This is a genomic window from Pseudomonas sp. TE3552, from assembly GCF_056278945.1.
Window position 1 is genome coordinate 2,828,720 of record NZ_JBWBQJ010000001.1, and the last position, 24,251, is coordinate 2,852,970.

The 24,251-nt window shown below is 59.1% G+C and carries 18 protein-coding genes and 4 pseudogenes; 12 read left to right on the forward strand and 10 right to left on the reverse strand.

Features of this window, described 5'->3' with window-relative positions; genetic code table 11:
• The first annotated feature begins 208 nt into the window (after nucleotides 1-208).
• Nucleotides 209-1,276, forward strand: coding sequence for an alpha/beta fold hydrolase (locus ACZ9BB_RS12540; RefSeq protein ID WP_476214055.1), 1,068 nt, complete (start codon nucleotides 209-211; stop codon nucleotides 1,274-1,276).
• A 51-nt stretch (nucleotides 1,277-1,327) separates the two neighbouring features.
• On the opposite strand, the gene ACZ9BB_RS12545 is transcribed toward ACZ9BB_RS12540, so the two are convergent.
• Entirely contained in the window at nucleotides 1,328-2,029 is a 702-nt protein-coding gene (locus ACZ9BB_RS12545) for a tRNA (adenine(22)-N(1))-methyltransferase (protein ID WP_476214056.1), read from the reverse strand.
• Between the two features lie 206 nt (nucleotides 2,030-2,235).
• Complete coding sequence (locus tag ACZ9BB_RS12550) at nucleotides 2,236-2,577, reverse strand: hypothetical protein (protein WP_476214057.1); 342 nt, start codon at nucleotides 2,575-2,577, stop codon at nucleotides 2,236-2,238.
• A 302-nt stretch (nucleotides 2,578-2,879) separates the two neighbouring features.
• Here ACZ9BB_RS12550 and ACZ9BB_RS12555 point away from each other — a divergent pair, with 302 nt between their 5' ends.
• Nucleotides 2,880-3,380 (forward strand): helix-turn-helix domain-containing protein, encoded by a 501-nt coding sequence (locus tag ACZ9BB_RS12555; protein WP_476214058.1) that lies wholly within the window; start codon nucleotides 2,880-2,882, stop codon nucleotides 3,378-3,380.
• A 57-nt stretch (nucleotides 3,381-3,437) separates the two neighbouring features.
• Here ACZ9BB_RS12555 and ACZ9BB_RS12560 read toward each other — a convergent pair whose 3' ends face one another.
• A complete protein-coding gene (locus ACZ9BB_RS12560; RefSeq protein ID WP_476218293.1) occupies nucleotides 3,438-8,492 on the reverse strand; it encodes a trifunctional serine/threonine-protein kinase/ATP-binding protein/sensor histidine kinase in 5,055 nt (1,684 codons plus the stop codon).
• 353 nt (nucleotides 8,493-8,845) lie between these two features.
• Here ACZ9BB_RS12560 and ACZ9BB_RS12565 point away from each other — a divergent pair, with 353 nt between their 5' ends.
• Nucleotides 8,846-9,838: a response regulator gene (locus ACZ9BB_RS12565; RefSeq protein WP_476214059.1), complete on the forward strand. Its 993-nt coding sequence runs from the start codon at nucleotides 8,846-8,848 to the stop codon at nucleotides 9,836-9,838.
• Between the two features lie 44 nt (nucleotides 9,839-9,882).
• Nucleotides 9,883-10,248: a response regulator transcription factor gene (locus tag ACZ9BB_RS12570; RefSeq protein WP_476218295.1), complete on the forward strand. Its 366-nt coding sequence runs from the start codon at nucleotides 9,883-9,885 to the stop codon at nucleotides 10,246-10,248.
• 35 nt (nucleotides 10,249-10,283) lie between these two features.
• Here the strand turns inward: ACZ9BB_RS12570 and ACZ9BB_RS12575 are convergent.
• From ACZ9BB_RS12575 to ACZ9BB_RS12595, 5 genes and pseudogenes are all read right to left on the reverse strand, one after another.
• Nucleotides 10,284-10,716: pseudogene (locus tag ACZ9BB_RS12575) on the reverse strand (hypothetical protein).
• A 209-nt stretch (nucleotides 10,717-10,925) separates the two neighbouring features.
• Nucleotides 10,926-11,750 (reverse strand): alpha/beta fold hydrolase, encoded by an 825-nt coding sequence (locus ACZ9BB_RS12580; protein ID WP_476214060.1) that lies wholly within the window; start codon nucleotides 11,748-11,750, stop codon nucleotides 10,926-10,928.
• A gap of 293 nt (nucleotides 11,751-12,043) precedes the next feature.
• Nucleotides 12,044-13,057: a GlxA family transcriptional regulator gene (locus tag ACZ9BB_RS12585; RefSeq protein ID WP_476214061.1), complete on the reverse strand. Its 1,014-nt coding sequence runs from the start codon at nucleotides 13,055-13,057 to the stop codon at nucleotides 12,044-12,046.
• Between the two features lie 509 nt (nucleotides 13,058-13,566).
• Nucleotides 13,567-13,944: a c-type cytochrome gene (locus ACZ9BB_RS12590; RefSeq protein WP_476214062.1), complete on the reverse strand. Its 378-nt coding sequence runs from the start codon at nucleotides 13,942-13,944 to the stop codon at nucleotides 13,567-13,569.
• Between the two features lie 111 nt (nucleotides 13,945-14,055).
• Nucleotides 14,056-15,630, reverse strand: coding sequence for a winged helix-turn-helix domain-containing tetratricopeptide repeat protein (locus ACZ9BB_RS12595; RefSeq protein ID WP_476214063.1), 1,575 nt, complete (start codon nucleotides 15,628-15,630; stop codon nucleotides 14,056-14,058).
• A 226-nt stretch (nucleotides 15,631-15,856) separates the two neighbouring features.
• On the opposite strand from ACZ9BB_RS12595, the gene ACZ9BB_RS12600 reads away from it, so the two are divergent.
• From ACZ9BB_RS12600 to ACZ9BB_RS12630, 7 genes and pseudogenes are all read left to right on the forward strand, one after another.
• Entirely contained in the window at nucleotides 15,857-16,606 is a 750-nt protein-coding gene (locus ACZ9BB_RS12600) for an SDR family oxidoreductase (RefSeq protein ID WP_476214064.1), read from the forward strand.
• Nucleotides 16,607-16,690: 84 nt separating this feature from the next.
• Nucleotides 16,691-17,170, forward strand: coding sequence for a carboxymuconolactone decarboxylase family protein (locus ACZ9BB_RS12605; protein WP_476214065.1), 480 nt, complete (start codon nucleotides 16,691-16,693; stop codon nucleotides 17,168-17,170).
• A gap of 196 nt (nucleotides 17,171-17,366) precedes the next feature.
• Nucleotides 17,367-17,768: a cupin domain-containing protein gene (locus ACZ9BB_RS12610; protein ID WP_476214066.1), complete on the forward strand. Its 402-nt coding sequence runs from the start codon at nucleotides 17,367-17,369 to the stop codon at nucleotides 17,766-17,768.
• Between the two features lie 113 nt (nucleotides 17,769-17,881).
• Complete coding sequence (locus tag ACZ9BB_RS12615) at nucleotides 17,882-19,408, forward strand: efflux transporter outer membrane subunit (protein WP_476214067.1); 1,527 nt, start codon at nucleotides 17,882-17,884, stop codon at nucleotides 19,406-19,408.
• On the forward strand, nucleotides 19,405-20,976 hold the full coding sequence (locus tag ACZ9BB_RS12620) for an MFS transporter (protein ID WP_476214068.1): 1,572 nt from the start codon (nucleotides 19,405-19,407) through the stop codon (nucleotides 20,974-20,976). The genes ACZ9BB_RS12615 and ACZ9BB_RS12620 overlap by 4 nt, the downstream gene beginning before the upstream one ends.
• Before the next feature lie 6 nt (nucleotides 20,977-20,982).
• Nucleotides 20,983-22,014, forward strand: a complete 1,032-nt coding sequence (locus ACZ9BB_RS12625; protein ID WP_476214069.1) for an HlyD family secretion protein — start codon at nucleotides 20,983-20,985, stop codon at nucleotides 22,012-22,014.
• A pseudogene (locus ACZ9BB_RS12630) lies at nucleotides 22,015-22,182 on the forward strand (DUF6124 family protein); the annotation flags it as partial. It abuts the gene before it with no gap.
• A gap of 119 nt (nucleotides 22,183-22,301) precedes the next feature.
• On the opposite strand, the pseudogene ACZ9BB_RS12635 reads toward ACZ9BB_RS12630, so the two are convergent.
• Nucleotides 22,302-22,376: pseudogene (locus tag ACZ9BB_RS12635) on the reverse strand (hypothetical protein); the annotation flags it as partial.
• A 150-nt stretch (nucleotides 22,377-22,526) separates the two neighbouring features.
• On the opposite strand from ACZ9BB_RS12635, the pseudogene ACZ9BB_RS12640 reads away from it, so the two are divergent.
• Nucleotides 22,527-23,564: pseudogene (locus ACZ9BB_RS12640) on the forward strand (alpha/beta hydrolase family protein).
• On the opposite strand, the gene ACZ9BB_RS12645 reads toward ACZ9BB_RS12640, so the two are convergent.
• A complete protein-coding gene (locus ACZ9BB_RS12645) occupies nucleotides 23,550-24,191 on the reverse strand; it encodes a response regulator transcription factor (RefSeq protein WP_476214070.1) in 642 nt (213 codons plus the stop codon). The pseudogene ACZ9BB_RS12640 and the gene ACZ9BB_RS12645 overlap by 15 nt on opposite strands.
• Between the last annotated feature and the right edge of the window lie 60 nt (nucleotides 24,192-24,251).

Here is a 24,251-nt window from a genome sequence, read left to right on the forward strand (position 1 = left end):
CCTTCCCGGAAGCCCCACTTTCATTACGAATGTCGGGGTCATCTTCCGCTGTGTATCACAGTGTGTCTGAAGGACATCACGGTACATAACCTTTCATCTGGCCCGCGTTTCGACACAGGCCAGATACGTCGGTGTTTTCAAATGCAACCAAGGTTTGAAAGGGATCAACCAGGTTCCTTGGCCGACGGCTTGCAATGGAGACATCACCATGAAGATGGCACTGCAGAACAACAAAACCGGCAAGACTCGCCGCCGTCTGGTCGGCTCGTCGATTCTTGCGCTCACCCTGTTTGGCATTTTCGGTGCGGCCCACGCGCAAACGACTGCCGCCGCGCAACCCGCCGCGATCAATGCCGGTGCCACTCAAGCGGCACCCTCCCCGTTCGGCCCGCTGAAGTATGTCAACGCCGGACAGCTTAGGGTGGCGTACGCCGAAACGGGGCCGGCGGATGGAGCGGTGGTGATTCTTCTGCATGGCTGGCCGTACGACATTCACAGTTATGACGAAGTCGCACCCTTGCTTGCAGCAAAGGGTTATCGAGTGCTGATGCCGTATGCGCGTGGCTACGGTGATACGCATTTTCTGTCCGGGAATACCGTTCGCAATGGCCAACCCGCCGCGCTGGCGAGTGACGTCATCGACTTTATGGATGCGCTGAAGATCAAACAAGCCGTGCTCGGTGGCTATGATTGGGGCGCGCGTTCGGCTGACATCGTTTCGGCGCTGTGGCCAGAACGGGTCAAGGCACTGGTATCGGTCAGCGGCTATCTGATCGGTAACCAGGCAGTCGGCAAGAACCCGCTGCCGCCCAAGGCTGAATTGCAGTGGTGGTATCAGTTTTACTTCGCCACTGACCGCGGTCGCGCAGGGTATGAGAAAAACACCCACGACTTTGCCAAGTTGATATGGCAACTGGCGTCGCCGAAATGGGCGTTCGATGATGCCACTTTCGACCGCAGCGCCAAGGCTCTGGAGAACCCGGACCATGTCGACATTACCGTGTTCAACTACCGCTGGCGCCTGGGCCTGGTTCAAGGCGAGACTCAATACGAAGCTCTAGAGCAGAAATTGGCCACGGCGCCTTCCATTAGTGTGCCGACCATCACCCTTGAAGGCGATGCCAACGGCGCACCGCACCCTGCCCCCGAAGACTACGCCAAGCGTTTCACCGGCAAATACGAGTTCCGGCTGATCAGCGGCGGCATCGGCCATAACTTGCCGCAGGAAGATCCGCAGGCGTTCGCCAAAGCTGTGATTGATGCGGATCACCTATGAAGCGATCTGGCACTGCCTCCGATAAAAGCACCGTCACAACAATGGCTCGTTCTAAGTAACGGCCAGCAGCTCGCTGATCCACCGAACCTGCCGGGCAACGTCTTGCACCTTCTCCTCGGGCACGGCCTGCCGCGCCCGGGTGAAGTGGGTCAGGGTCCGCTGCTTCAGGCGCAGAATACGCTGCCACTTGACCAGGAATGCCGGACTGCGTGCCTGCATTTGCAGCGGGCCGAAGTACAACTCCTCAGCGGTGTATTTCACCGGCCCGGCGCGCTCGGCGACGATGATCTCGTAGTCGAAGCGGTTTTCCCGCAGCACCTCTTCGCAAAGGATGCGGTAACCATTTTCCATCAGCCATTGGCGCAGTGGCTGCTCGCCGCCGTTGGGCTGCAGGATCAGGCGTTCCTGGCCACTCAGACGCGCCTTGCCGCGGTCGAGAATGTCACGGATGGTCTCGCCGCCCATGCCGCAAATGCTGATTGCCGAGATCTCATCTGCCGGCTCGATCGCCGCCAGACCATCGGCCAGGCGCACGGTGATCCGCTGGTCTTGGCCGTTCTCGCGCACGGTGCGTTCGGCCGCGCAAAATGGCGTCAATGCCACTTCGCCGGCCACCGCCGCCGCGATGGCGCCACGGCGCATCAACGCCACCGGCAGGTAGCCATGATCCGAGCCGATATCGGCCAGGCGCGCACCTGCTGGCACATGCGCCGCCACACGCTCCAGGCGCATGGACAATGTCTGTTCGTTCAACCCCAGCCCCTTTTCACCACGAACGTCCGGCACCTTGGCCGGATCGGGGCGCAACTCTGTCGAGCAACGCCGCGCATGTCAAATCCCTGCGACCAGAGCCATGGAGACCGACAAAAAAAGCCCCGCGACCGAATGCGGTGCGGGGCAAAGAATTGGTTGGTTGCGGCCAACCAAAGGAGCTCGATGAAAAGCGTTTACGGGCGGAGTCAGATGCAATCCTGTGCGGCGCGTTCAAAACTCGAAGGCAGGAAGTTCGAGGCCAGCAAATGCCGCTCGTAGATGAACACCTTGCCGCCGTTCCCGGCCTTGTAGGCTTCCAGCACATTGTCCGCAGAGACTTTGCTCGGCACCACAATCCGGTAGCTGCGCTGGGTCTGCGAGACAGTCGGGTTCAACGCACTGCCCTGCAATTTCGGTACGACGCAGTCGGCGTATTGGGCTGGGGTCTTGTTGGTCTGCAAGGTCAGGCTCGGATCGTTCGGCGCGGAGGCACAACCGGCGAGCAACAAAGAGGCAAACGCCATGGCAGGCACGAATAAAGGGCGCATCGGTTTCATCCTGGAAATAAAAGGTTCGGTTCATCCCGCAACGGAACTGCGTCACATCGCGCAAATTTCTGGAACCGTGTGTTCGATGGAGGCGATTTTGCGACGATTGCCGACAAAGCAGAACTTGTGTTTCGTAATGGTCACTATTACTTCAAGCAATAGTTGCCGGCCGTGCAGAGCTGAACGGTACGCATGGAAGAACACACTGCAACAGGCACTGGATTTCAGAACTCTTAAGGTTTGCTTAAGGACTTTAAATGTCACCGGCGGACAGACTTTCCTGAACGATCAGGAGAGCAACCATGAACCCACAATCGGTGAATACAAACCCTCCATGCGCCCTTGTGCGACCATTGGGTGCCCTGTCCGGCTGGCAGGAACGCCGCGCCAAGGAACTGATGCTGCGTGGCATGGGCAGCTGTGTTCGCATCAGTGAGATTGCCGAACACTGCAACCTGTCCCGCAGCCATTTTTCCCGGGCGTTCAAAAAGGTTACCGGCTACTCGCCGCAAAACTGGCTAGTGAGGATGAAAATCGAAAAAGCCAAAAGCCTGCTAATCACCTCGATACCGATCACCGATGTGGTCTATGAGTGCGGTTTCGCGGACCACTCACATTTCACCCGCACCTTCAGCCGCCTGGAGGGTATGACACCCAAGGCATGGCGGCGAGCCTTTGATCATGCCATCGCGCCCTCTGCTCCCCAGACCCCGGCGATTGATCTACACATGCTTAACCGGCGAATCCGCGATAACGCGGTCGACGGCCTGCGGCAGGCTAGCGTGCAGGAGCTGCGAGCATGATCTGATCGACGTCGACAGAACGAACTCCTGCCCTTTGGTCGCTCACGCGACCATTTTTTATCCGGCGTTGGCCGGTGCGAGCGCAAGACTGAAACAGATCCGTGCGCCTTGCTCGCTGTCCTGTATTTCGAGCGTCCCGCCGTGCGCACCGATCACTGACCTGCAGATGGCCAACCCCATGCCCATACCACTGCCTTTGGTGGTGTAGAACGCATCGAAGATCTGCTCGCGCTTTTGTGCCCCAATCCCCGGCCCGTTGTCCTGAAAGCAGACATGAACATGATCGTCCTTGACCGCTGAGCTGATGATGAGGCACCCATTTGTAATTGCGGCTCCGGCGATAGCTTCCAGCGCATTGGTGATCAGGTTGAACACTACCTGCTGGATCTGCACTGCATCGGCCAATACCAGGCATTGTGCATCGAGCCGTGTTTCCAGTCGCACGTTACGCTTGGCCAGGTCGGTGGCGGTCAGACGCAAGACGTCAGTGATCAAGTTATCGATCTGCACCGGCAACCGTTGCAATGGCGCCTGTTTGGCAAGTGCGCGAAGGGCCTGGACAATGTCGGCGGCGCGGGCGCTGTCCGAGCGAATGTCTTCGAGCCCTTGAATGGCTTCTTCCAGATCGGGCTGATCACGCTTGAGCCAGCGCAGGCTGGCCGAGGCGTTGGACAAAATGCCCAGCAGCGGCTGGCTGATTTCATGGGCAATCGAAGCCGAAAGCTCCCCCATGACCTTGAGGTGCGAGCTACGCGCCAGTTCAGCCCGGGAGCTACGCAAGTCCGCTTCCATCTGCGCGCGCAGCTGGTTGTCCTCGACCAGCCGTGCATACAGCTGGGCGGTTTGCAGTGACACGGCAGCCTGGGAGGCGAGAATTTCCAACATGGTCAGGCGCTCGGCGCTGAACAGATGGGGGACGAGACTGTTCTCCAGATAGACCAGACCGATCAACATATTCTGTTTGAGTAACGGCAGGCACAACATGGAGCGCGTCTGGCGCCGTTGCAGATCGGCGCTGTAGGCCTCGGGACAATCAGCCCGGGCATCATCAATCACCAGAGGTATGCGGGTGCGCATGGTCGCGTTGAGTACCGAGGCCGGCGCCAACTGTTCGAGCGGTTGCCGGGCGTCCAGTGCGACTCGCACGTTGCCGGCCTCGACAGAAGCCGTCGCTGCCAGTTGCAGTTCGGCACCGCTGGCGATCATCAGAACGCCATTGTCGGCACCGGCCTGAATCATAAGGTGATTCATCAAGGTTTCGACCAGACGGTCGAGCAGCACTTCTTGCGAAAGCGCACGCGCCGCCTCAATCCCTACTTCAAGATCGAGCCGGACCTGGGTCACGGGCCGGGCCGACTCGAACGACTGCTCAGCCCTCAGAAACGGATGCAAGGTCTCCAGCTGACGTGCCTTGCCACCGGCGCCCCACAGGTTGTAGCAGTCTCGCGCGACGCGCAGATGGTGGTTGGCGCCGGACACCAGTCCGTTAGGTAAGCAGATATCGGCCAGTTGTTCGTGGGCCAGCGCCTGCTCATGAATGAAACCGGCCGCCGCCGCGGCGATCTGCGACTGATCGAAGCAACGAATGGCCACCAGTTCCTGACCGCGCAAACGGGCAATCACCCCTTCGATCAGCAGCAGTTTGCTGCGAAAGGTCGTCGGGTTGAGCTCAACCCATGACAGAAACCGCTGACGTTGCTGCTCGAGCTTTTGCAGCTTTTCGACCACCTCGCCGGGCGCCTGCGCACTGCCCAGCGCCAGACTGTAGAACAGGTAGTAATCGGCGAGATTGATATGCGCCGGAATGGACCAGGCCAGCACCGCGGCTTCTTCAAAACGTCGCAATGCGTAAGGGATATCACCGAAGTGAAATGCCGACATGCCGGAATACAGCCACGAACAGAACAGGGTCGTTTGTGACACGCTACGGCGATCGATGGGGCCGAACCTGTCATATTCCGTGCCGTCCAGTTCGGACAACGGCCGGTGCGTACGCCCTTCTCGCAGATCGGTAGCGAATGCCTGTTGCGCCAGCAGGATGCGCTCGATGTCGATGTAATGGAATTGACGTACCCAGGCCAGGCCCTGATCCAGTTGGCTCAACACCTCTTGCAAGGGTTCGCCCATGAACAGCAGGTCGGAGCCGATGTGGTTGCAGGCATAGCAGGACATGCCGAGGTCGCCGCCAGCCTGGCCACATTCGAATGCAGCGAAAGCTGTCTGTCGGGCGTAGGCCATCGGCCGGGTCCACGGGCAGACCTGATCGAGCGCTACCAACGTACCTGTGCGCCCTGCTTCATAGCCATGCTTGTTGGTGAGTTCAAGGGCCACTTCGGCATAGGCCAGGCCGTCCACATATTCCCCATAGCGCTCGGCAATCATTACGCCAAACCAGGCAAACCCATAACCGCAGCTCGGCGTGGTGCCATGCATCAGCGTGAGTTCGACCATTTTCGCCAGATGCAGCAAACGAATATCGTCGTTGACGAAGAACGAGGAAATCAGCGTGCTGAGCAACTCCATGGCTGCTTCGACAGGCGGGTCATTCGCTTTGGGTAAATGCACCAGATCAGCGATCTGACGTGTACCGACGAGTGCGCGCACCTGGAAAAACGCCAAGGTCAGCTGTTCTTGCGAGGGTTTGCGCTGCAGGGGAATGTCCAACAGGGTCAGACCGCTCAGGGCCTCGGTTATCGCGCCCTCGTAATCGGAGTGCAGCGTGCGCAAGGTGGCCCGTAACCGATAGGTCTTCGCGCGGTCGAGTACTGTGGTGGCGTGGGTCAGGCAATCGTCGAGGCGTCGTTGGGCGCCGGCCAGATCGGCCAGGAGCATGTCGCACTCGGCAGCCAGCCATTGGGTGGCGAACGCTTGGGTGTAGAGGCTGGACCAACCCGTCTGGCCGAGCAAATTCTCGGCAGTGCGCAGAAAACCCACGGCCTGCTCGACGGCGGCAGTGTCCCTGGCGCGTTCGGCGGCTTCGACCAACAGTTCAACGAACGCGGCACGGCGATGTGCCTCCAGTGTATCGACATCAATACGCTGGACCTGGCTGGCAACTTCGAAAACACGCTCATGTATCTGCTCGCCCCACTGATCCAACATGGCGCTGGCGATACGGGCATGCTCGGCAGCGCGTCCCGATTGTGCAGGAAGCTGGCAGGCTGCCTCTAGTACACGGTCGTGGGGAAACACCAGTTGCTCGCGCTCGCGCAGCAGAAATCCCGTATCGACCAGGCTTTGCACATCGCGTGTGATCTGTTCTGGATCACACGGCACTAGCTGGTGCAGCAGCGATTCGTCACAGCGCCCACCGATATATCCGGCCGTGCGCATCACCTCGCGCTCCATCGAAGACAGCCGTTCGAGTCGCTGCACCATCAAGTCGGCGACATTGTCCGCATAGCGATAACCGTCCACCTCCCCCTGGCTCCAGACCCAGCGGCGACTCTGCGCGTCAAAGCGCACCAGACGCTCATCGATCAACGCCCGCAACACCTGGCTCACGAAAAGCGGGTTGCCGGCCGTCTTGTAGTGCACGACGTGTGCGAGCGCTTCAATACCCGCGGTGTCAGTGTCCAGTTCAGCGGCGATCAGTTCTGCGACCGCGGACACCGACAATGGACCCAGCATGACGCGTGTACAGGGCACCGATTGCTCACGGCCGAGTACCTCGAGCAATCCGCCCTCACGCTCGAGAGTCTGCGACTCGGCCTCGCGGTATGCCAGGAAGAGGACCAGATGCCTGGGCCGCCGTTCGACGAAGGCCTGAAGGAACGAGAGGGTCGAATCGTCCGCCCACTGCACATCATCCACAAACAGCACCAAGGGTCTTCCTGGCTGAGCGAAGACTTCCAGTACATCGAGCAGGGTGCGGTTGGCGCGATCGAGCGCATGCCGGGCCGGCATGTTCGGCAGCTCAGGCGTGACACCGATGACCAGCTCAGCCTCGGGCGCCAGCTCCACCAGGACCCTGCCTCGCCCCTTTAGCCGTTCGACCAGTTGCTCACCAAGAGTCTCCAGCTCCAAAGCTGGCTTGCCCAGCAACTGGGTCATTAGCGATCTGATAATTTCCGATAATGGTGCGTAGGGAATTTCCTGCTGCAGCAGATTGCTTTTGCCGCTTGCCCAGTAGCCGGGCGCCAGGGGGCGGATACCCTGATGGATCAGCGTCGACTTGCCGGCGCCCGGCGCGCCGCCGACCAGCAGGACCCGAGCGACGCCATCGCTGCGTACCTGATGCAACAGTTCAATCAGCTGCACGCGCTCGGTCTCTCGACCGAACAGAGCACCGCCGCGAGCCACGGAAGGCAATGCATCGAAAGCGCCCAGCCGAAACGCGTCGATGCGCTCATGCTCCTGCCATTGCTGTTGGCACCAGGCCAGATCCGCAGCCATCGATGCGGCGCTCTGATAGCGGGCACCCGGCTCTTTCGCCAAGCCTTTGAGCAGCACTCGGCAGATACCTTCCGGCAGATCAGCGACATGTATCACCGGTGATTCCGGTTGGACGGCAGCTTGCACGTGCAGCCATTGGGATGGGTCTCGGGCAGTGAGCGGCAGGTTGCCGGTCAGCGCTTGATAAAGAATCGTCGACAGAGCGTAGACATCACTGCGCGCGTCAAAACTGGCGTCATCGCGCCGTAGCTGCTCGGGGGCCAGATACGGCCATTGTTCCAGGCCAGGCAATTCAGCGACGGGCGCCTCCCCACAATGGCTGTGAAAACCCAGGAGCTTGACCGAATTGGCAGCATCCACCATCAGGTGGTGGGGTTGCAGACTGGCATGTCGCACGCCCACTTTCTGCGCACAGGAAAGCGCATTGGCCGCCGCGACGGCGATGGCCAGAAAGCGCCCCAGTGGCAGCCCGGTATCACTGATCAGATCCATCAGCGGCGTCTGCGACGAGGGATAGAGCAACAAGGGGCCCTCGGCCGAGCGGATGAATGCGATAGGGGCAATCGCCCAGGCCGGATCCAGGCACAGGTGAAAATCGCGCTCCAGCCGCTGGCATGTGGCAGGCCGCTGAATCGGTGCCCGGGCGGCGATCCAGCATGTCCCCGATTGCAGGTCCTGAAGCGTGAACCAGGTCAGATCGTTTTCCCGGCGCAGCATTGCGAAGGTACAACGCTCCAGCCAGGCTTCATCGTGGACGACTTCAAGTTTGTGGGAGCTGGATGATGAGGGAGCGCTGCCGGGCATGAAAAATCACCGCTAAAGATTCGTTTCAGGCTGAGCCTCGAGAGTACACGCACCGCTCTGCCCAGATAACTGCGGGCGAAGGATCTTGTCCGTAATCGGCACCATGATGGCTGTTGAGAGACTCCACTGCCGGTGGTTTTCGCACCTGAAAATCACGCGTGTTATCCCTCGGGATAATTGCAATATGTCGGGCCGTCCCCTAGCGTGTAGACCTGATGATTCGACGCTTCCCCGTCACTTTTCCCCAACGCAGTGCAGAGGAACGCATGATCCGACTCGGCGAAGCCACTATTTCCCTGGAACGGCGCGAAGCCTTTCGTGATGGACGGCCATTGCGTGTCGGGGGCCGAGCGTTCGAAATCCTCTCGGTGCTGATGCAGGCCGATGGCCGGATCGTCAGTAAAGACGAATTGATCACCCAGGTCTGGCCCGACACCATCGTTGAAGAAAATAATCTGCAGGTGCAGATTTCTTCACTGCGCAAGTTGCTTGGAGAAAAACAACTTATCCAGACGGTCCCGCGCCGAGGTTACCGATTATTGAAAGAACGTGAACCACCCCTGCCCCTGTTCCATCCGATGGTTCCGGGCCCCTTGGCGTCCAAAGATCAGGAGACGATCGATCCTGACAGTGTGCCGGTGTTCATCGTGGACGATGAAGCCTCCGTGCGCACAGCGCTCAGCCGATTGCTGCGGGCGGAAGGCATCGCGCATCAGATATTCGCCTCGGCGGAGGAGTTGCTTGGCGCTGCCCTCGACATCGGCCCCGCTTGCCTGTTGCTGGACATAAGCCTGCCCGAGGCGACAGGACTGGAACTGCAATCGACGCTCGGACAACGCGGGCATCCGTGGCCGGTCATTTTCATGACCGGTTTCGGCACCATCCCAATGTCGGTGCAAGCCATGAAAGCGGGAGCGGTGGAATTCCTGACCAAACCTTTTAATGACGACCAGTTGCTGGACATCCTGCGTACCACCCGTCAGCGTGCAGCGACGGCGTTCGAGCAATGGCAACGTATTCAGAGCGTTCGTCAAAGGGCCGCCCTGTTGACACCCCGTGAGCGCGAAGTGCTGCCGCTGATCGTCGCGGGGCTGTCCAACAAGCATATCGCCAACCGGTTAGGCACCAGTGAAGTCACCGCCAAGGTCCACCGCAAACACATCATGGAGAAGATGCAGACGCGCTCGCTGGTCAGTCTGGTCAGCCTGTATGGTTTGATCAGCACGGAGCCTGCGTCAGTCATGCAGGGGTCTTCATGACTATCGGCACTGGCTGCGCCGCCCCCGGATTGTCCACCAATGCCATGATCATCGTCTGCATCGTGGACGACGATGCGTCCGTGCGCAAAAGCCTGGCCAACCTGCTCCGGTCGGCTGGCTACCGCTCTCGGGTATTCGCCTCGGGAGAGGAATTCCTGGCTCTCGAAAACTTCGATGACGTCGCCTGTCTGCTGCTGGATCTGAAAATGAAGGGTCTTTCGGGAATAGAGGTCCTGCAAGCGCTTGCACTGCTAGACAGAAAGTTTCCGGTGATATGCATGTCGGCATACTGGGATCAAGCGACACGGACTGAATCCAGCCATTACGGCGCCATCGAATGTCTGCGCAAACCCTTCAGCGGCGACGCGCTGTTGACTGCTGTCGAGATGGCGATTCAACCCCGGCACTGAATCCAGAACACTGTTTCAGGCCGGGGCAACGGGCTTTACTCGATCAGCGGCACGTTCGCCGCTCGTTTGTACGGTCCGTACTCCACTGGAACCCACTGGAAGTGCTTGCCCTCGGCGCTGATGTGGCCAATGCCCGGGAACGGCAGATGCGCCGCCGTCACCCAGGTCTTGCTGGCCGCCGCGGCACTGAACACCTTGGCGCGACTATTTCTGCACGCCTGGTGTTTCGATCGAACGACGCGCCAACTGGGCGCGGATCTGACTCTGGCTCAAGCCTTTCAAGAGTTTCGGCGACAGGTCGTTATAGCCGTCGAACAACGCGGTCACTTCATAATCGCCCAGCGCCAAGCGGAAATAACCGGGTACTTGCGTTCCGACTTGTGCGGGTGCCTGCGCCAATGCGCTGGCCGAGGTCAGCGCCAATGTCAGGCCGAGTGCACTGAGCGCCGCCTGTAAGGGATGTTTCATCTGTCCACCGTTGATTGAGTCGAGAGCAGCGGGCCACCATGGCCCGCCCACAGCACCGATCTTGCCCGGCTGCGTTGCCCCTCCACTTGCAAGGGTGTGCTGAGTTGTCATGTCAGATAAGGAACCGACGACGTTCAGGTGTTTCGCGAGCAGCTCGCTCCCAAGGGATCGAGCAAACCGGCGCGGATCTGCGTCCGCGCCTGGGTACATCAACCTTTGAGGAACGCGAGCAGGTCAGCGTTGAGTTGATCCTTGTGGGTGTCGGTCAGGCCGTGGGGCGCTCCCGGATAGACTTTCAATGTAGAGCCCTTGACCAGTTTCGCCGCAGCGATGCCAGCGGCCTCGATCGGCACCACCTGGTCATCGTCGCCATGCACCACCAGGGTCGGCACGTCGAACTTCTTCAAGTCTTCGGTGAAGTCAGTTTCAGAAAACGCCTTGATGCAGTCGTACGCGTTCTTGTGGCCGGACATCATGCCCTGCAGCCAGAACCAATCGATCATACCTTGCGAAGGTTTGGCGCCCGGCCGGTTGAAGCCGAAGAACGGACCGCTGGCCAGATCCTTGTACAGCTGCGAACGGTCGACCAAAGACGCCTGACGAATACCGTCGAACACTTCCATTGGCAGGCCGCCAGGGTTGGCCTCGGTCTTGAGCATCTGCGGCGGCACCGAGGAAATCAGCCCGGCCTTGGCCACGCGAGCGGTGCCGTGGCGACCGATGTAACGCGCCACTTCGCCACCGCCGGTAGAGAAACCGAACAGCACGGCGTTCTGCAAATCCAGATGCTCGATCAGCTGCGCCAGGTCATCGGCGTAGGTGTCCATTTCGTTGCCGAACCATGGCTGGCTCGAACGACCGTGGCCACGGCGGTCATGGGCGATGACCCGGTAGCCTTGGGAGGCCAGGAAGATCATCTGCGACTCCCAACTGTCGGCGTTCAACGGCCAGCCGTGGCTAAAGACGATCGGCTGACCGGTGCCCCAATCCTTGTAGTAAATCTCGGTGCCATCTCGGGTCGTGAATGTACTCATGCGATATCTCCTTAGCGAGAGTTGGGATGATTCAAACGGGGGTGCATGTGCCGCCACTTTTGTGAACAGCGCCCCCCACGGCCCCCATCTTGCGCAACTCTGTCACTGCTGAACTTGCAACGGTGTGCTGAGTTGTGGAGCTGTTTTGGGACACGCAAGCTAATTGCGCAGCAAGATACTGGACCTGTTCTGCACATGGCTGGCGTGCCAGGCCGAACAGGACAGGTTACCCAGTTCTATCTAGAGCCAATCGCCAGATCCGTGATTGTTCCCGAGAAAATCGTCGATACCTTTTACTTCACCAGCCGTTTTTCCTTGGAAGGCCGGTATCCAAAATACGAGCTATAGCACTTGCTGAAATGGCTGGGCGAAACAAAGCCACAGGCCACCAGCACATCGACCTGGGACAGTTCTGTATGTTGGAGCAACCGCCGCGCCTCGGTGATGCGCAGCTCCATGTAATAGCGCTGCGGCGTTGTGCCAAGCTGTTCCTTGAACAAGCGCTCGAGTTGTCGCCGGGAACGGCCAGCGTAGACCGCCAGTTGTTCCAACTCCAGAGGCTCTTCGAGGTTGGCGTCCATCAGCTTGACCACTTCTCTTAATGGCGCGCTCACACAAATGTTTTCAGCCGGCTTTATCCGCCGGTAGCGAGACTCTTCGAACGCCAGAATGTCCTCGATACCCTCGACCAGTGCCTTATCGTGCAGTCCCTTGATCCAGTCCAGCGCCATGTGGAATGCCCCAGAGGGACTGGAAGCCGTGAGCCGGTCTCGATCGATGACATAGGGTTCACTGGTGACATGCGTCGCCTTGGAAATTTCCGCGAGTGCCGGACGATGTTCGGGGTGAATGGCGCAACGGTATCCATCGAGCAAGCCTGCGCTACCCAGGAACCATGCGCCATTCCACAACCCGGCCAGGCTGACACCCAGGTCTGCCGCCATTCGCAACAGGCTGATGAATTCCTCGGTCGCCTTCAGCTCTGTCCTGTAGCCACCGCAAATAACCAGCAGGTCCAGGTTTTGAATGGCTGAAGAATCGATGCGCGCATCCGGTCGAATGACCAGGCCCAGGTCGCTGATGACCTCCCCGTCATTCAAGCCGAACGTCCGCGAAGAGAACAACCCGGGGCGTAGAAGATTCGCGGTGACAATCGTATCCAGCGCTTGCGTGAATGCAGGCAGCGAGAAATGCTCGAGCAGCAAAAAGCCTGCTCGTACCATTCGAGCAGGCTCGCTGGGGTTCTCATTCAGATAGCGAAGATTTTTCCCCTTCATGCCTCCGCTAAATTGGCGTCGTTCGATCAATATTGGACCCACTCGGTTACGTTAACGAACTGGTGCATTGATCAAGCGTAACGCAAATCGCCGCAAGTAAAAAAAAGCATTCCCGCACGCACGATCATGCCAGCTGAAAGCCGTGACGCAGCGGGTCTTTATCATCGACAAAAATAGTGTTGTGTCCGGGCCTTGAGGCACTGCTGCTGGATCGCCCGGTCTTGAAAGTGGGCGAATGTCCGCACCAACAGCTCACCGAACCAGCCCTAGAACCAGGGTGTCTTGATGATGATGACCAGGACCAACAATGGCAGCAGCCACTTCAGCATGTCGAACAGCGGCTGGAGCATCACAAAAATATTCATCGCTTCCTTTGCGTGGTGAAGGTGTGTCCGTACGCTGGATGAAAGCTACGCCTTCACCCTTGTTCCTTTCTAGCTTAGGCGAGGTAAGTGGAGTCTGCTTGATCTGGCCATCCAGTGGGTTGCTCCAACCCTGAAATGGCGCTTGGATTTCTGTGCCCACCGCTCATCTCAAAATCATCGACTTTTTGAAATCACACCACTCATGTATTGATTTAAATCGCGCAGATCCTTAACACTCCAAGAGTGCGGCGATAGCTTTACACCATTCTCTCGCAACGTTTTTGGAATCAAGTCTCCATTTGGACGAAGTATTATCGACGATACAATAACGCCCGGATAATCATTTAGCCGTTTTTTGAAAGCGGATGTCGTAAGGTCAGGTGTAGGAGGATTGCTTTTATTAGCCAATGGTCCTGTTCCTTCGAGATCTGTTCCGTGGCACATGGCACATCTCTGTAAATAGAGATTTTTCCCATTGACATTATCCGCGAAGGATAGTGATGTTTGAATTAGCGATAAAAACCCTAGCGAAGCGATGAACAATATTTTCATTTTAATTTTTCATGTGGCCTTGTTGTATAAATCAGATCTGAATCGAGAGCAAAGCCCGGAGTTGCCACTGCAACACTCAATGCTCTCGATAACATTTGAATGATTTCTCCTTTATTCCGGCAGCCCCGCTCTGCGTAGACCGTCCACCAACGTGGCGAGATTCTCCGGCCGGTGGATCGGTAGCCAATCAGAGATATTGCACAGGCGCAACGTAGGATCGAGTTTACGCAAATGGTCCATCGCATAGCGCGCTTCGGCCATCCGTCCGGCCAGCGCATGGCTCGCAGCGAGAATGGCGACGGCCAACAGAAAACCTGGCAAGTCCCGAAGTGCTTTCTCCGCCCATGACGATGCCGCATCAAAGCGCCCCACGAAGAGATGCGCAACCGCCATTCCGGCTTGCATTCGATACAGCTCCGGGTCGAGGGGGCTGAAGCGCATGGCGTGCGTAAAGTACTCGATGGCTGCATCGGTTTCGCCGTGCCAGAGCCTGAGGAACGCGCCGAGGAACCACGCTGCTGCGAGGTTCGGATTGAGCATGAGTGCCTTGTCCAGCAATGCGATGCCACCCCGGAGGTCGCCAGCAAGATAGCCAAGCGTATGGCCGCTTCTGGTGAGAGCGACCGCATCGCCCTTGTCCAACTCCACCGCTCGGCGAGCGAGTCGAATACCCTCCGCGACCTCCCGTGGGCGATCAGTCATCCAGCGATTGGCTTTGCGCCAACTATGACACCAGGCCGCCATCGCATAGGCCGATGCAAAATCCGGGTCGAATTCTATGGCCTTATGGAAGAGCGGCAGCGCCTGGTCGATGGCCTCCCTGGTGCCATGATGAAGATTGGCCATTGCACGCAGATAATAATCGTAGGCGTCGAGGCTTTCGGTGGGCTTGTACCTCGCACGTTCGATCTCCGCGCGCTCAAGCTGTGGCGCGATCGCGCCGACCACGCTTTCGGTAATCTGGTCCTGCAGTTCGAAAATGTCTCCCAGCACACCTTCGAAACGGCCCGCCCAATGGTGGGCCCCGGTTGTCGCATCAATCAGCTGGGCCGTGATGCGCACACGATTATTGGCTTTGCGCCAACTGCCCTCCAGCACATAGCGAACGCCCAATTCGCGACCGATTTGTTTCACGTCCACCGTACGGGTCTTGTAGGTAAAGCTCGAGTTGCGCGCGACGACAAACAGCCAGCGATACTGCGACAGCGCCGCGATGATGTCCCCTACCACGCCGTCGGCCAGGTAGTCCTGCTCCTCGTCCCCGCTCAAGTTCACGAACGGCAAGACCGCGATGGACGGTTTGGCAGGCAGGGCCGGCTCGGGTGCAGAAGCCTGGACCGAGGGGGTGGGCTCGGTGCCGGGAAGGCCAACGCCCTCCACCGACTTGACGTCGGCGACGAACCGGAATCCCTTGCGGGCCACCGTCCGAATCACACACTGCTGCTGACCGTTATCGCCGACCGCCTTGCGCACCGCATTGATGTGGCTGGCCAGGGTCGACTCCGAGACGATTCGGCCGGTCCATATCGCATTGATCAGATCGTCCTTGCTGACGACGTGCTCGCGGTTCTGCGCCAGGTAGACCAGCAGGTCGAAAACCTGGGGCGCAGTGGCAACGACCTGGGAGGCCCGAAGGAGTTCTCGCCGGTCCAGGTCGAGCACGCAGTCATCAAACACCAATAGCATTCAGGGCTCCTGTCCCGTACTCACGCGCCGGGCACATGCCCGTGGTTACCGGCCGACGATTGGTGGCCGGGCGAGGTGATTTATAACACGGGTTCCTGGACAAATAGCCAAGCCAAATTCAATGGAAACCCAAGGCTTCGGCAAAGTATTGCGCCCGGCTGGCGAGCATGCTCCCTACATCGATCACTGCAACGAATTTGATCGACACCCAACCGAGGAGCGGGACATGAAAATTGTCGTTATTGGCGGTAGCGGACTGATCGGGTCGAACATTGTCAGCAGGTTACGTCTCAATGGACATGAGACGGTGGCGGCCTCGCCACGCACGGGCGTGAACACCCTCACTGGTGAGGGGCTGGCCGAAGCGCTTGCCGGTGCTCAGGTCGTCGTCGATGTGGCGAACTCTCCCTCGTTTGAAGACCGGGCCGTCATGGAATTCTTTCAAACGTCCGGTCGAAACCTGCTTGCAGCCGAAGCTGTCGCTGGCGTAGAGCACCATGTCGCGCTCTCTGTCGTAGGCCCCGATCGTCTTCCGCAAAGCGGTTACTTCCGGGCAAAAGTCGCCCAGGAAGAGCTGATCAAGGCGTCGAAGATCCCCTACACCATCCTGCGCTCGACGCAGTTCTTCGAGTTCATCGAAGGCATTGTCAACTCGGGTGCCGACGGCGACACGATTCGCCTTTCGCCCGCCCTTATCCAGCCCATCGCAGCGGATGACGTCTCGGCGGTGCTGGCCGATCTCGCGGTCGGGGCACCGGTCAATGGCATCGTCGAAGTGGGCGGACCTGATCGTTTCCCTCTCGACGAACTGGCGCGCAAGTTTCTTGCCGCGCACCACGACAAACGGCAGGTCATCGCCGACGTGCATGCGCGCTACTTCGGCGATGAGTTGAATGATCGATCCCTGGTCGCGGGCGACGACGCGCACATCGGTCCGACGCGCTTCCTGAACTGGCTCAGCCGCACCTCGGCTTAAGGACCGCGCCAGCCAGCTAGCCAACTAGCCAGGCAGGACGCCATCGAGTCTCCACCTACGTACTTCTCACACAGAGGATTCACCATGACTCAGCGCATCGATTACCAGAAGCAATCCCCCGAGCTGTTCAAGAAGTTCGTCGAGTTCAGCCTTGCCTTCAAGCAATGCGCCATCGAGGAGTCGCTGCGCGATCTCGTGGATATCAGGGCATCGCAACTCAACGGCTGCGCCTTCTGCGTGGACATGCACGTGAAGGAAGCCACGATCCATGGCGAGCGGCCGCTCAGGATCCACCATGTCGCCATCTGGCGTGAGTCAACGCTGTTCAGCCCACGCGAACGCGCGGCCTTGGCATGGACCGAAATCCTCACCCAGATTCCCGCCCATGGCGTACCTGATGAGGTCTATGAGCGTGTTCGCACACAACTGTCCGAGAAGGAATTGTCCGACCTGACCTTCCTGGTGATGTCGATCAATGCCTGGAATCGCATCAACGTGGGCTTCCAGGTCGTGCCCGGCTCGTACGACAAGGCATTCGGCGTAGACAAGTCCGGCCTGTCCTGACCGGGTGTGGCGAGGGGGCTTGTCGGAACGCCGCATCGCCCCGTTTGAGTGCGCAGCACTCACAAGTTTTTTGATACATCAGAGATTTTGGGGCGGCTTCGCAGCCCAACGGGGCGGTGCGGCGTTCCGACAAGCCCCCTCGCCACAGTAACTGACCGGCATTAACCCTTACCGAATCGACAACGAGGAACACGCCATGTCCATTTTCAGAACCTTCGCCCTAGGGCTTCTGTTGACCACCGGCACCGCCGGCGCACAGGAAGCACTGCCACAGGCACAGGTGACACCGCTGATGACCAAAGCGCTGGCGGATTATCCCGGCAAGGAAGCGGTGATGATCACCGTGGAGTTTCCACCGGGTGGAGGAGATCCCGTGCATCGGCACAATGCACACGGATTCATCTATGTGCTGGAGGGTTCGATTGTGATGGGTGTGCGCGGCGGCGAATCCGTCACGCTGACACCTGGCCAGACCTTCTACGAAGGCCCGGACGACATCCACACGGTCGGGCGCAACGCCAGCCTCACCAAGCCCGCCAAGTTTCTGGTCGTGCTGCTGAAGGACAAGAGCGAGCCCATTTTTACACCGGTGCACTGACAGCACCGCCCGCACACGCGGCCAGCTGCGTGCTCGGTGACGCCCTACTCGGCCGACATTATCCGTTCAACGATATCGGCCTGGGGCGCTCCCTTCCTCGACAGGACGCTGCAATGACCTCACAACGGCTGCTTTCACAATTACGACAGTGCGCAATCGCAACGCTAGGCGCAGTCTCGCTGGCCGGCTGCATGGTCGGCCCCGACTTCGTGAAACCTGAGAACGGTCTTCGCGAAGTGGTGCTAGCGTCCAGACAGGACCACCCAAGCGTCCCCCTGACTTCCGACGCCGCAGTGCCCTCCCAGTGGTGGTTGTTGTTCAATGACGCCGTGCTCGCCGAGCTGCAATCACGTGCGCAGGCCGGCAACCTCGATCTGCACATAGCCTCCGAACGCATCGAACAAAGCCGGGCGCAACTGGGTATTGCCTCCTCGCAGTTGCTGCCCAGCGTGGCAGCCAACGCCAGCTATGCGCGTGAGGGGCTCAGCGAACATGGCAAATTCGCCGCCCTGGGAGCGCCTACTGATCCCAACAACTTCTGGCAGCTTGGATTCGATGCCAGTTGGGAAATCGATCTGTGGGGCCGTGCACAACGTGCGCGCGAGGGCGCGGAGGCGACCCTGGAAGCCACGGTGTATGACCGCGAAGCTGCACGGGTGGCCTTGTCCGCCGAAGTGGCACGCACCTATTTGCAGTTGCGCGGAACGCAGGCACAACTGGACATTGCGCAGCAAAATCTGAGGATTGCCGAACGCACCCTCGGCCTGGCCGAAAGCCGCGAGCGTAACGGCGTCGCGACGCGCTTCGAAACCTCGTCCGCTCGCGCGCAATTGGCGACGATCAAAGCCTTGGTTCCCGAACTGACCCAGCGCCGCAACGCCCTGATGAATGCTCTGGCGTTGTTAATGGGAGAACAGCCACGCACACTCGATGCGCAACTGCGTCAAGCCATGCCCTTGCCTTCACTGCCGACCCGCGTACCGGTCGGCGTCTCTTCTGAATTGGCTCACCGGCGACCCGACATCCTGCGCGCCGAAGCGCAGCTGCATGCCGCGACAGCAGCCATCGGTGTGGCCAAGGCCGATTTCTACCCACGTATAGGCTTGAAAGGAAGAGTCGGCGTGGAAGCCTTCGACGGCGGCGATCTTGCTAGTTGGGACTCGCGCTTCTTTTCCGTCGGCCCGACGGTTTACCTCCCGATCTTCCAGGGGGGGCGGTTGACGCAGCGCCTGGCCCTGAACGAATCACGGCAAAAAACCGCCGCACTGGCTTATCGGCAAACGGTATTGCGAGCCTGGCATGAAGTGGACAATGCCCTGGATGCCTGGGCTGCCCAACAGCGCCGGCACGGTGAGTTGTTGGTTTCGTATGAACAGAACAAGCAGGCACTGCAGGCTGCCGAACGCGGCTATCAGCAAGGCGCTACGGACTATCTGAGCGTACTGACGGCGCAACTCAACGTGCTTGCCAGCCAAACCAGTCTTAATGACAGCGCGACCAACGCCACGCTCACCGTAGTCAACCTCTACAAGTCGCTGGGTGGCGGTTGGGACCCGCAGGCTGGCATCGATCATTCGACGGCGCCTCCATCGGTTGCCCTCGCGTTTCCGGTCGCTTCACCCTCGAAGGCCGAGCAATGAACGGCGTCGCGTTGTCGCCAGCGGACGTCCCGGCTACCGGTGCGTCCTTGGCCAAGCCCTCGAAACGCCCCATGGCAGGTCTGGTCGGGATTTTCATTGCGGCCATGATGGCGGGGTTGAACACCCGTGTCGGCGCATTGGCGCTGGCCGATGTACGCGGCGCACTCGGGTTTGGCCTTGACGACGCCTCCTGGCTGACCACGGCTTACAGTGCCGGAGAATTGATTGCCATGCCGTTTTCGGCATGGTTTGCCATTACCCTTTCGCTGCGTCGTTTCGAACTGTGGATGCTCGGTACGTGTGCGCTGCTGGCGGTGATCCTGCCCTTCATCCACGATCTGAACCTGCTACTGACCATGCGTTTTGTGCAAGGCATTGCCTGCGGTACGACGATTCCGCTGCTGATGATGGCGGCGCTGAAATTCCTGCCCCCACCCATACGGCTGTATGGGCTGGCGCTGTATGCGATGACCGCGACCTTCGCACCCAATCTCTCGATCTGGCTGGCCGGGTACTGGACGGATGGGCTGTTCGACTGGCGCTGGGTGTACTGGCAGATCGTTCCCCTGACCATCATCGCCGGATTGTTGATCGGATGGGGGTTGCCACGGGAGCCCATCCAGACCGCACGCTTTGGGCTGGCCAATTGGTCCGGCATGGTCTGCGGTGTACCGGCGCTCGGCTTGATCACCGTCGCATTGGATCAAGGCGTGCGGCTGGACTGGTTTCATTCGCCTTTGATCACATTATCGCTGGTGGCAGGGCTAGCCCTGCTGGCCGTCTACCTGCTGACCGAGTGGTATCACCCCTCGCCGTTCATCAAATTGCAGATTCTCGGACGCCGCAACCTGGGACTGGGCTGCATTCTGTTCGTCTGCCTGCTGGTGGTGCTGATGTCCAGCTCACTCTTGCCGGCCAGTTATCTCGGCCCTTTGCAGAACTACCGGCCCCTGCAAATGGCGTCGATCGGCCTGATCGTCGCCTTGCCGCAACTGGTCCTGGGGCCTGTAGTGGCGCTGCTGCTGTACCAGAAGTGGGTGGATGCGCGCATCGTGTTCGCGTTGGGGTTGTTGTTGATCGCGCTGGCGTGCTTTTGCGGCGCGCAATTGACCTCCGACTGGAACCGCGAGCAGTTCGTCGTGGTGCAAACGCTGCAAGCGTTCGGCCAACCGATGGCCGTGGTGTCGATGCTGTTTCTGGTCACCAGCGTTGTGCAGCCCCAAGAAGGACCTTATGTGTCCGGCACCATCAACACGCTGCGCGCCTTCGGGTCGCTGGTGGGTGCTGCGGTGGTCGGACAGCTGATGACCGTGCGCGGTCGTTTCCATGGGGAAATGCTGCTGGACCATGCGGCCCTGACAGATAACGCCCTGGCGCTTGAGCCTTCGCAACTGATGGGCCTCATCGGTCAGCAGTCGCTGGTGCTGTCGATCGCCGACGCCTATCGCGTGCTGGGCATCCTGGCACTTGTGTTGATTCCTCTGGTGCTGCGGCTGACCTACATCCCCGCACCCGACGTGCGCGTGGCCTCGCCCTCTTCCTCTCCTTCATCTTCCTCACACGGATAACCCATCATGGCCTTACCAAAGAAAGCCAGAATCATCAGCGTGGTGCTGCTGCTTGCAGTGGCGATCGGCGGTGTTCTCTATCTCAATCGCCCCGAATCCAGCGCATCGATCCAGTCCACGGACGATGCCTACGTCCACGCTGACTTCACCACAGTCGCACCGCAGGTGTCGGGAACGGTTGATAGGGTGTTGATCGAAGATAACCAGCCGGTAAAAAAAGGGGATTTGCTAGCGATCATTGACGATCGTGATTTTGTGGTTGCCGTGAATGCGGCCAAGGCCCAGGTCGCCAGTGCCCAGGCCAGCATCGCCAGCCTGCAAGCGCACCTGATTCAACAGGAAACCGCCATACGCCAGGCCCAAGCGGCAGTTGCCGCAGACGACGCTGCGCTCAAGCTGGCCAGAGTCAATCAGGCGCGTTATCGCAACCTGGCCACCGACGGCTCGGGAACGGTACAAGCACGGCAACAGGCCGAAGCGCAATTGAGCATTCAACTGGCCCGAGGGGAAAAGAGCCAGGCGGGATTACAGGCTGCTCGGCAACAAGTGGATATCCTGAAAGCTGATCTGGAGAAAGCCAGGGCGGCTCTTGCCCACGCGCAAGCCGCACAAGCCACCGCAGAGCTGAAACTTTCCTATACCCGCATCACGGCGCCGATCGGCGGCACGATCGGACAGAAATCGGTACGTATCGGTGCTTTCGTCAATGCCGGAAAACCCTTGCTGGCGATTGTTCCGCTCGATGCCGTCTACGTCACGGCCAACTTCCGGGAGACGCAACTGGCGCGCGTACAAACGGGTCAAGCCGTGGATATCGAAGTGGATGCCTTGCCGGGCGAGATGCTGCAAGGAACGGTGGACAGCCTGGGACCGGCCAGCGGAGTCAGCTACTCCGCCGTTGCGCCACACAACGCCACTGGCAACTTCACGAAAATCGTCCAGCGCTTGCCGGTGCGCATTCGCATCGATCCCGATCAGCCCGCGGCGGCGAAGCTGCGAGTCGGCATGTCCGTGACACCGAAAATCCGTATCCGGTAAATGACCAAAGAATCCGCTGCCGCCCATAAACCAAGCACGATGTTTATCGTCACGCCCGGTGTCGACACGGCAAGCCTGCTGGCTCACGCCTGTGAATCGATGGTCTCGGCGAGTGTCATGGCCAGTGATATCGCGGGCAATCTGGAAGGGCCGCAGCGCCACAAAATGTAGCGCAACCTGTGGGAACAAGCCCTAGACGCAGAACCTGTGGGAACGTGGCCCGCGAAGAGCGATGACGCGTAATACCTGAAAAACCGCGGTGCGCTCTTCGGGGGCAAGCGCCCTCACCACAGGCTCAACTCGACGTTGCGCTGCGCTTCTCGTTCCAGCCGCCGACTGGATTGAATGCGGTTGAGATAGCCCTAAGACCGCGAACAGAGTTAACGATTAAATTTATGCGCGGCGGTTCGAATGTGGGCTTTAATGTCCATGCTTTTATGCAGCCGAAAGTGGATGCGCCTAATGGCGGGTTCAGGTGGCTATGCACTTATCTATTCAAGGAAGAAACGACATTGAAAATAGCTTTCGGCGCCCTGTTGTTGACTTGGCTGACTACCATCGCACTCGCTGACTAGAACCCTGTCGGCTTCCAATCTTCCACACTGCCGGACTCCCACAATGACCGCTCACTGGAGATGGTCGTCTGGTACCCCAGTGCAACGACCGCAGCCACGCAATTGATCGGCGATGATGCGGTGTTTGTCGGTGCTTCTGCCGTTCGTAACGCGCCGCCAGCTGCTGGCAAGCATCCATTGCTGGTGCTCTCCCACGGATACAAGGGAAACTGGAGCAACCAGATCTGGCTTGCCAGTGCTCTGGCCCATAGGGGTTACATCGTTGCCGCAATCAATCACCCTGGCACCACCACTCACGACCGTAGCCTTCAAGCAGCGGCGCAGTTATGGCAGCGGCCCGTTGATTTGCGCCGAGCCATTGATAGGGTCACGACTCAACCTGAAAAATTCGGCTTGGTCGCCAATGGCCGAATTGCAGTAGTGGGCCATTCACTCGGCGGCTGGACCGCCCTGGAGATCGCCGGTGCTCGTTTCGATCCAGACCGCTTCGCCCATGACTGCAAAGCCCACCCGCAGTTATCAAGCTGCACCGTCTATGGAAAGATGAACCCCGCAAGCACCTCAGAATCGAAGGCCGCGTTGGCCGCCGATTTGCGCGATAAACGCGTCACTGCTGTGGTTACATTGGACCTGGGCCTTTCACGGGGCCTGACCGATGAAAGCCTGGCCGCGCTGCCGGTACCAGCGCTGGTGATCGCTGCCGGCGTACCGTCGCTCGAGCTTCCCGCTGAGTTGGAGTCTGCCAACCTGGCCAAACGCCTGCCTGCGGCATCAAGCCGTTACGTCGAAATCAGCGACGCAAGCCATTTCAGCTTCTTGTCGGTGTGCAAACCTGGTGCGCAAGTAATGCTCGAAGAAGATGTACCAGGCGATGGCATCATTTGCCGGGATGGCGACAGCGCTCGCCCGCGTGAGGTGATTCAACAGCAGATTACATCGCTGATAGCAGAGTTTCTTCAGTCATCTATCCCCTAATGACTCTGCCATCCGAACCAAATCAGCAAACGACTTTGCGTGCATTTTTTTCATTGCATGCCCGCGGTGAATTTTCACGGTGATCTCGCTCAGATTCATCTGCCCTGCAATCTGTTTATTCATCAGACCTTTGACTGCAAGGGCCATTACCTCTTTCTCACGAGCTGTCAGCGTCTGATAATGGGCATGCAGATCTGAAAACTGCTGCTCAATTTGCCGACGTCTGACATCTGCCTGCAGTGCGGCAGACACCGCGTCCAAAAGGTCCTGTTCACGGAACGGTTTTGCCAAAAAATCCACCGCGCCGGCTTTCATCGCCTTAACGGACATTTCGATGTCCCCGTGCCCAGTGATGAAAATAATTGGAATATTGGCATTGGACTTAGCCAACTGGCTTTGAAACTCAAGACCACTGTTACCTTGAAGTCGTACATCAAGGATCAAACAGCTTGCACCCTCTGTCTTTGGCTGCTGAAGAAATTCCGCAGTGGATGCGAACGTCTCGACTTGTATACCGGCGGAGCGTAAAAGATTGCTTAATGCGTTGCGCATGGAAGCGTCGTCATCCACCACGAACACCATAGAACCTTTACTGCTTTGCTCATTGGATGGTGGATTTCCGTTCATGCACAGCCCTCTTTGGTTGGTTGAGGGAAAAATTCTAGCACAACACTTTATGTTGCGTAA

Bases quoted from the DNA above. Each gene is read 5' to 3' on its own strand.
- ACZ9BB_RS12605 (WP_476214065.1), top strand. From the start codon at position 16,691: ATGACTCAGCGCATCGATTACCAGAAGCAATCCCCCGAGCTGTTCAAG.
- ACZ9BB_RS12550 (WP_476214057.1), bottom strand. From the start codon at position 2,577: ATGCGCCCTTTATTCGTGCCTGCCATGGCGTTTGCCTCTTTGTTGCTC.
- ACZ9BB_RS12565 (WP_476214059.1), top strand. From the start codon at position 8,846: ATGATCCGACTCGGCGAAGCCACTATTTCCCTGGAACGGCGCGAAGCC.
- ACZ9BB_RS12590 (WP_476214062.1), bottom strand. From the start codon at position 13,944: ATGAAAATATTGTTCATCGCTTCGCTAGGGTTTTTATCGCTAATTCAA.
- ACZ9BB_RS12620 (WP_476214068.1), top strand. From the start codon at position 19,405: ATGAACGGCGTCGCGTTGTCGCCAGCGGACGTCCCGGCTACCGGTGCG.
- ACZ9BB_RS12540 (WP_476214055.1), top strand. From the start codon at position 209: ATGAAGATGGCACTGCAGAACAACAAAACCGGCAAGACTCGCCGCCGT.
- ACZ9BB_RS12555 (WP_476214058.1), top strand. From the start codon at position 2,880: ATGAACCCACAATCGGTGAATACAAACCCTCCATGCGCCCTTGTGCGA.
- ACZ9BB_RS12570 (WP_476218295.1), top strand. From the start codon at position 9,883: ATGATCATCGTCTGCATCGTGGACGACGATGCGTCCGTGCGCAAAAGC.
- ACZ9BB_RS12625 (WP_476214069.1), top strand. From the start codon at position 20,983: ATGGCCTTACCAAAGAAAGCCAGAATCATCAGCGTGGTGCTGCTGCTT.
- ACZ9BB_RS12610 (WP_476214066.1), top strand. From the start codon at position 17,367: ATGTCCATTTTCAGAACCTTCGCCCTAGGGCTTCTGTTGACCACCGGC.
- ACZ9BB_RS12645 (WP_476214070.1), bottom strand. From the start codon at position 24,191: ATGAACGGAAATCCACCATCCAATGAGCAAAGCAGTAAAGGTTCTATG.
- ACZ9BB_RS12615 (WP_476214067.1), top strand. From the start codon at position 17,882: ATGACCTCACAACGGCTGCTTTCACAATTACGACAGTGCGCAATCGCA.
- ACZ9BB_RS12600 (WP_476214064.1), top strand. From the start codon at position 15,857: ATGAAAATTGTCGTTATTGGCGGTAGCGGACTGATCGGGTCGAACATT.
- ACZ9BB_RS12580 (WP_476214060.1), bottom strand. From the start codon at position 11,750: ATGAGTACATTCACGACCCGAGATGGCACCGAGATTTACTACAAGGAT.
- ACZ9BB_RS12595 (WP_476214063.1), bottom strand. From the start codon at position 15,630: ATGCTATTGGTGTTTGATGACTGCGTGCTCGACCTGGACCGGCGAGAA.
- ACZ9BB_RS12560 (WP_476218293.1), bottom strand. From the start codon at position 8,492: ATGCTGCGCCGGGAAAACGATCTGACCTGGTTCACGCTTCAGGACCTG.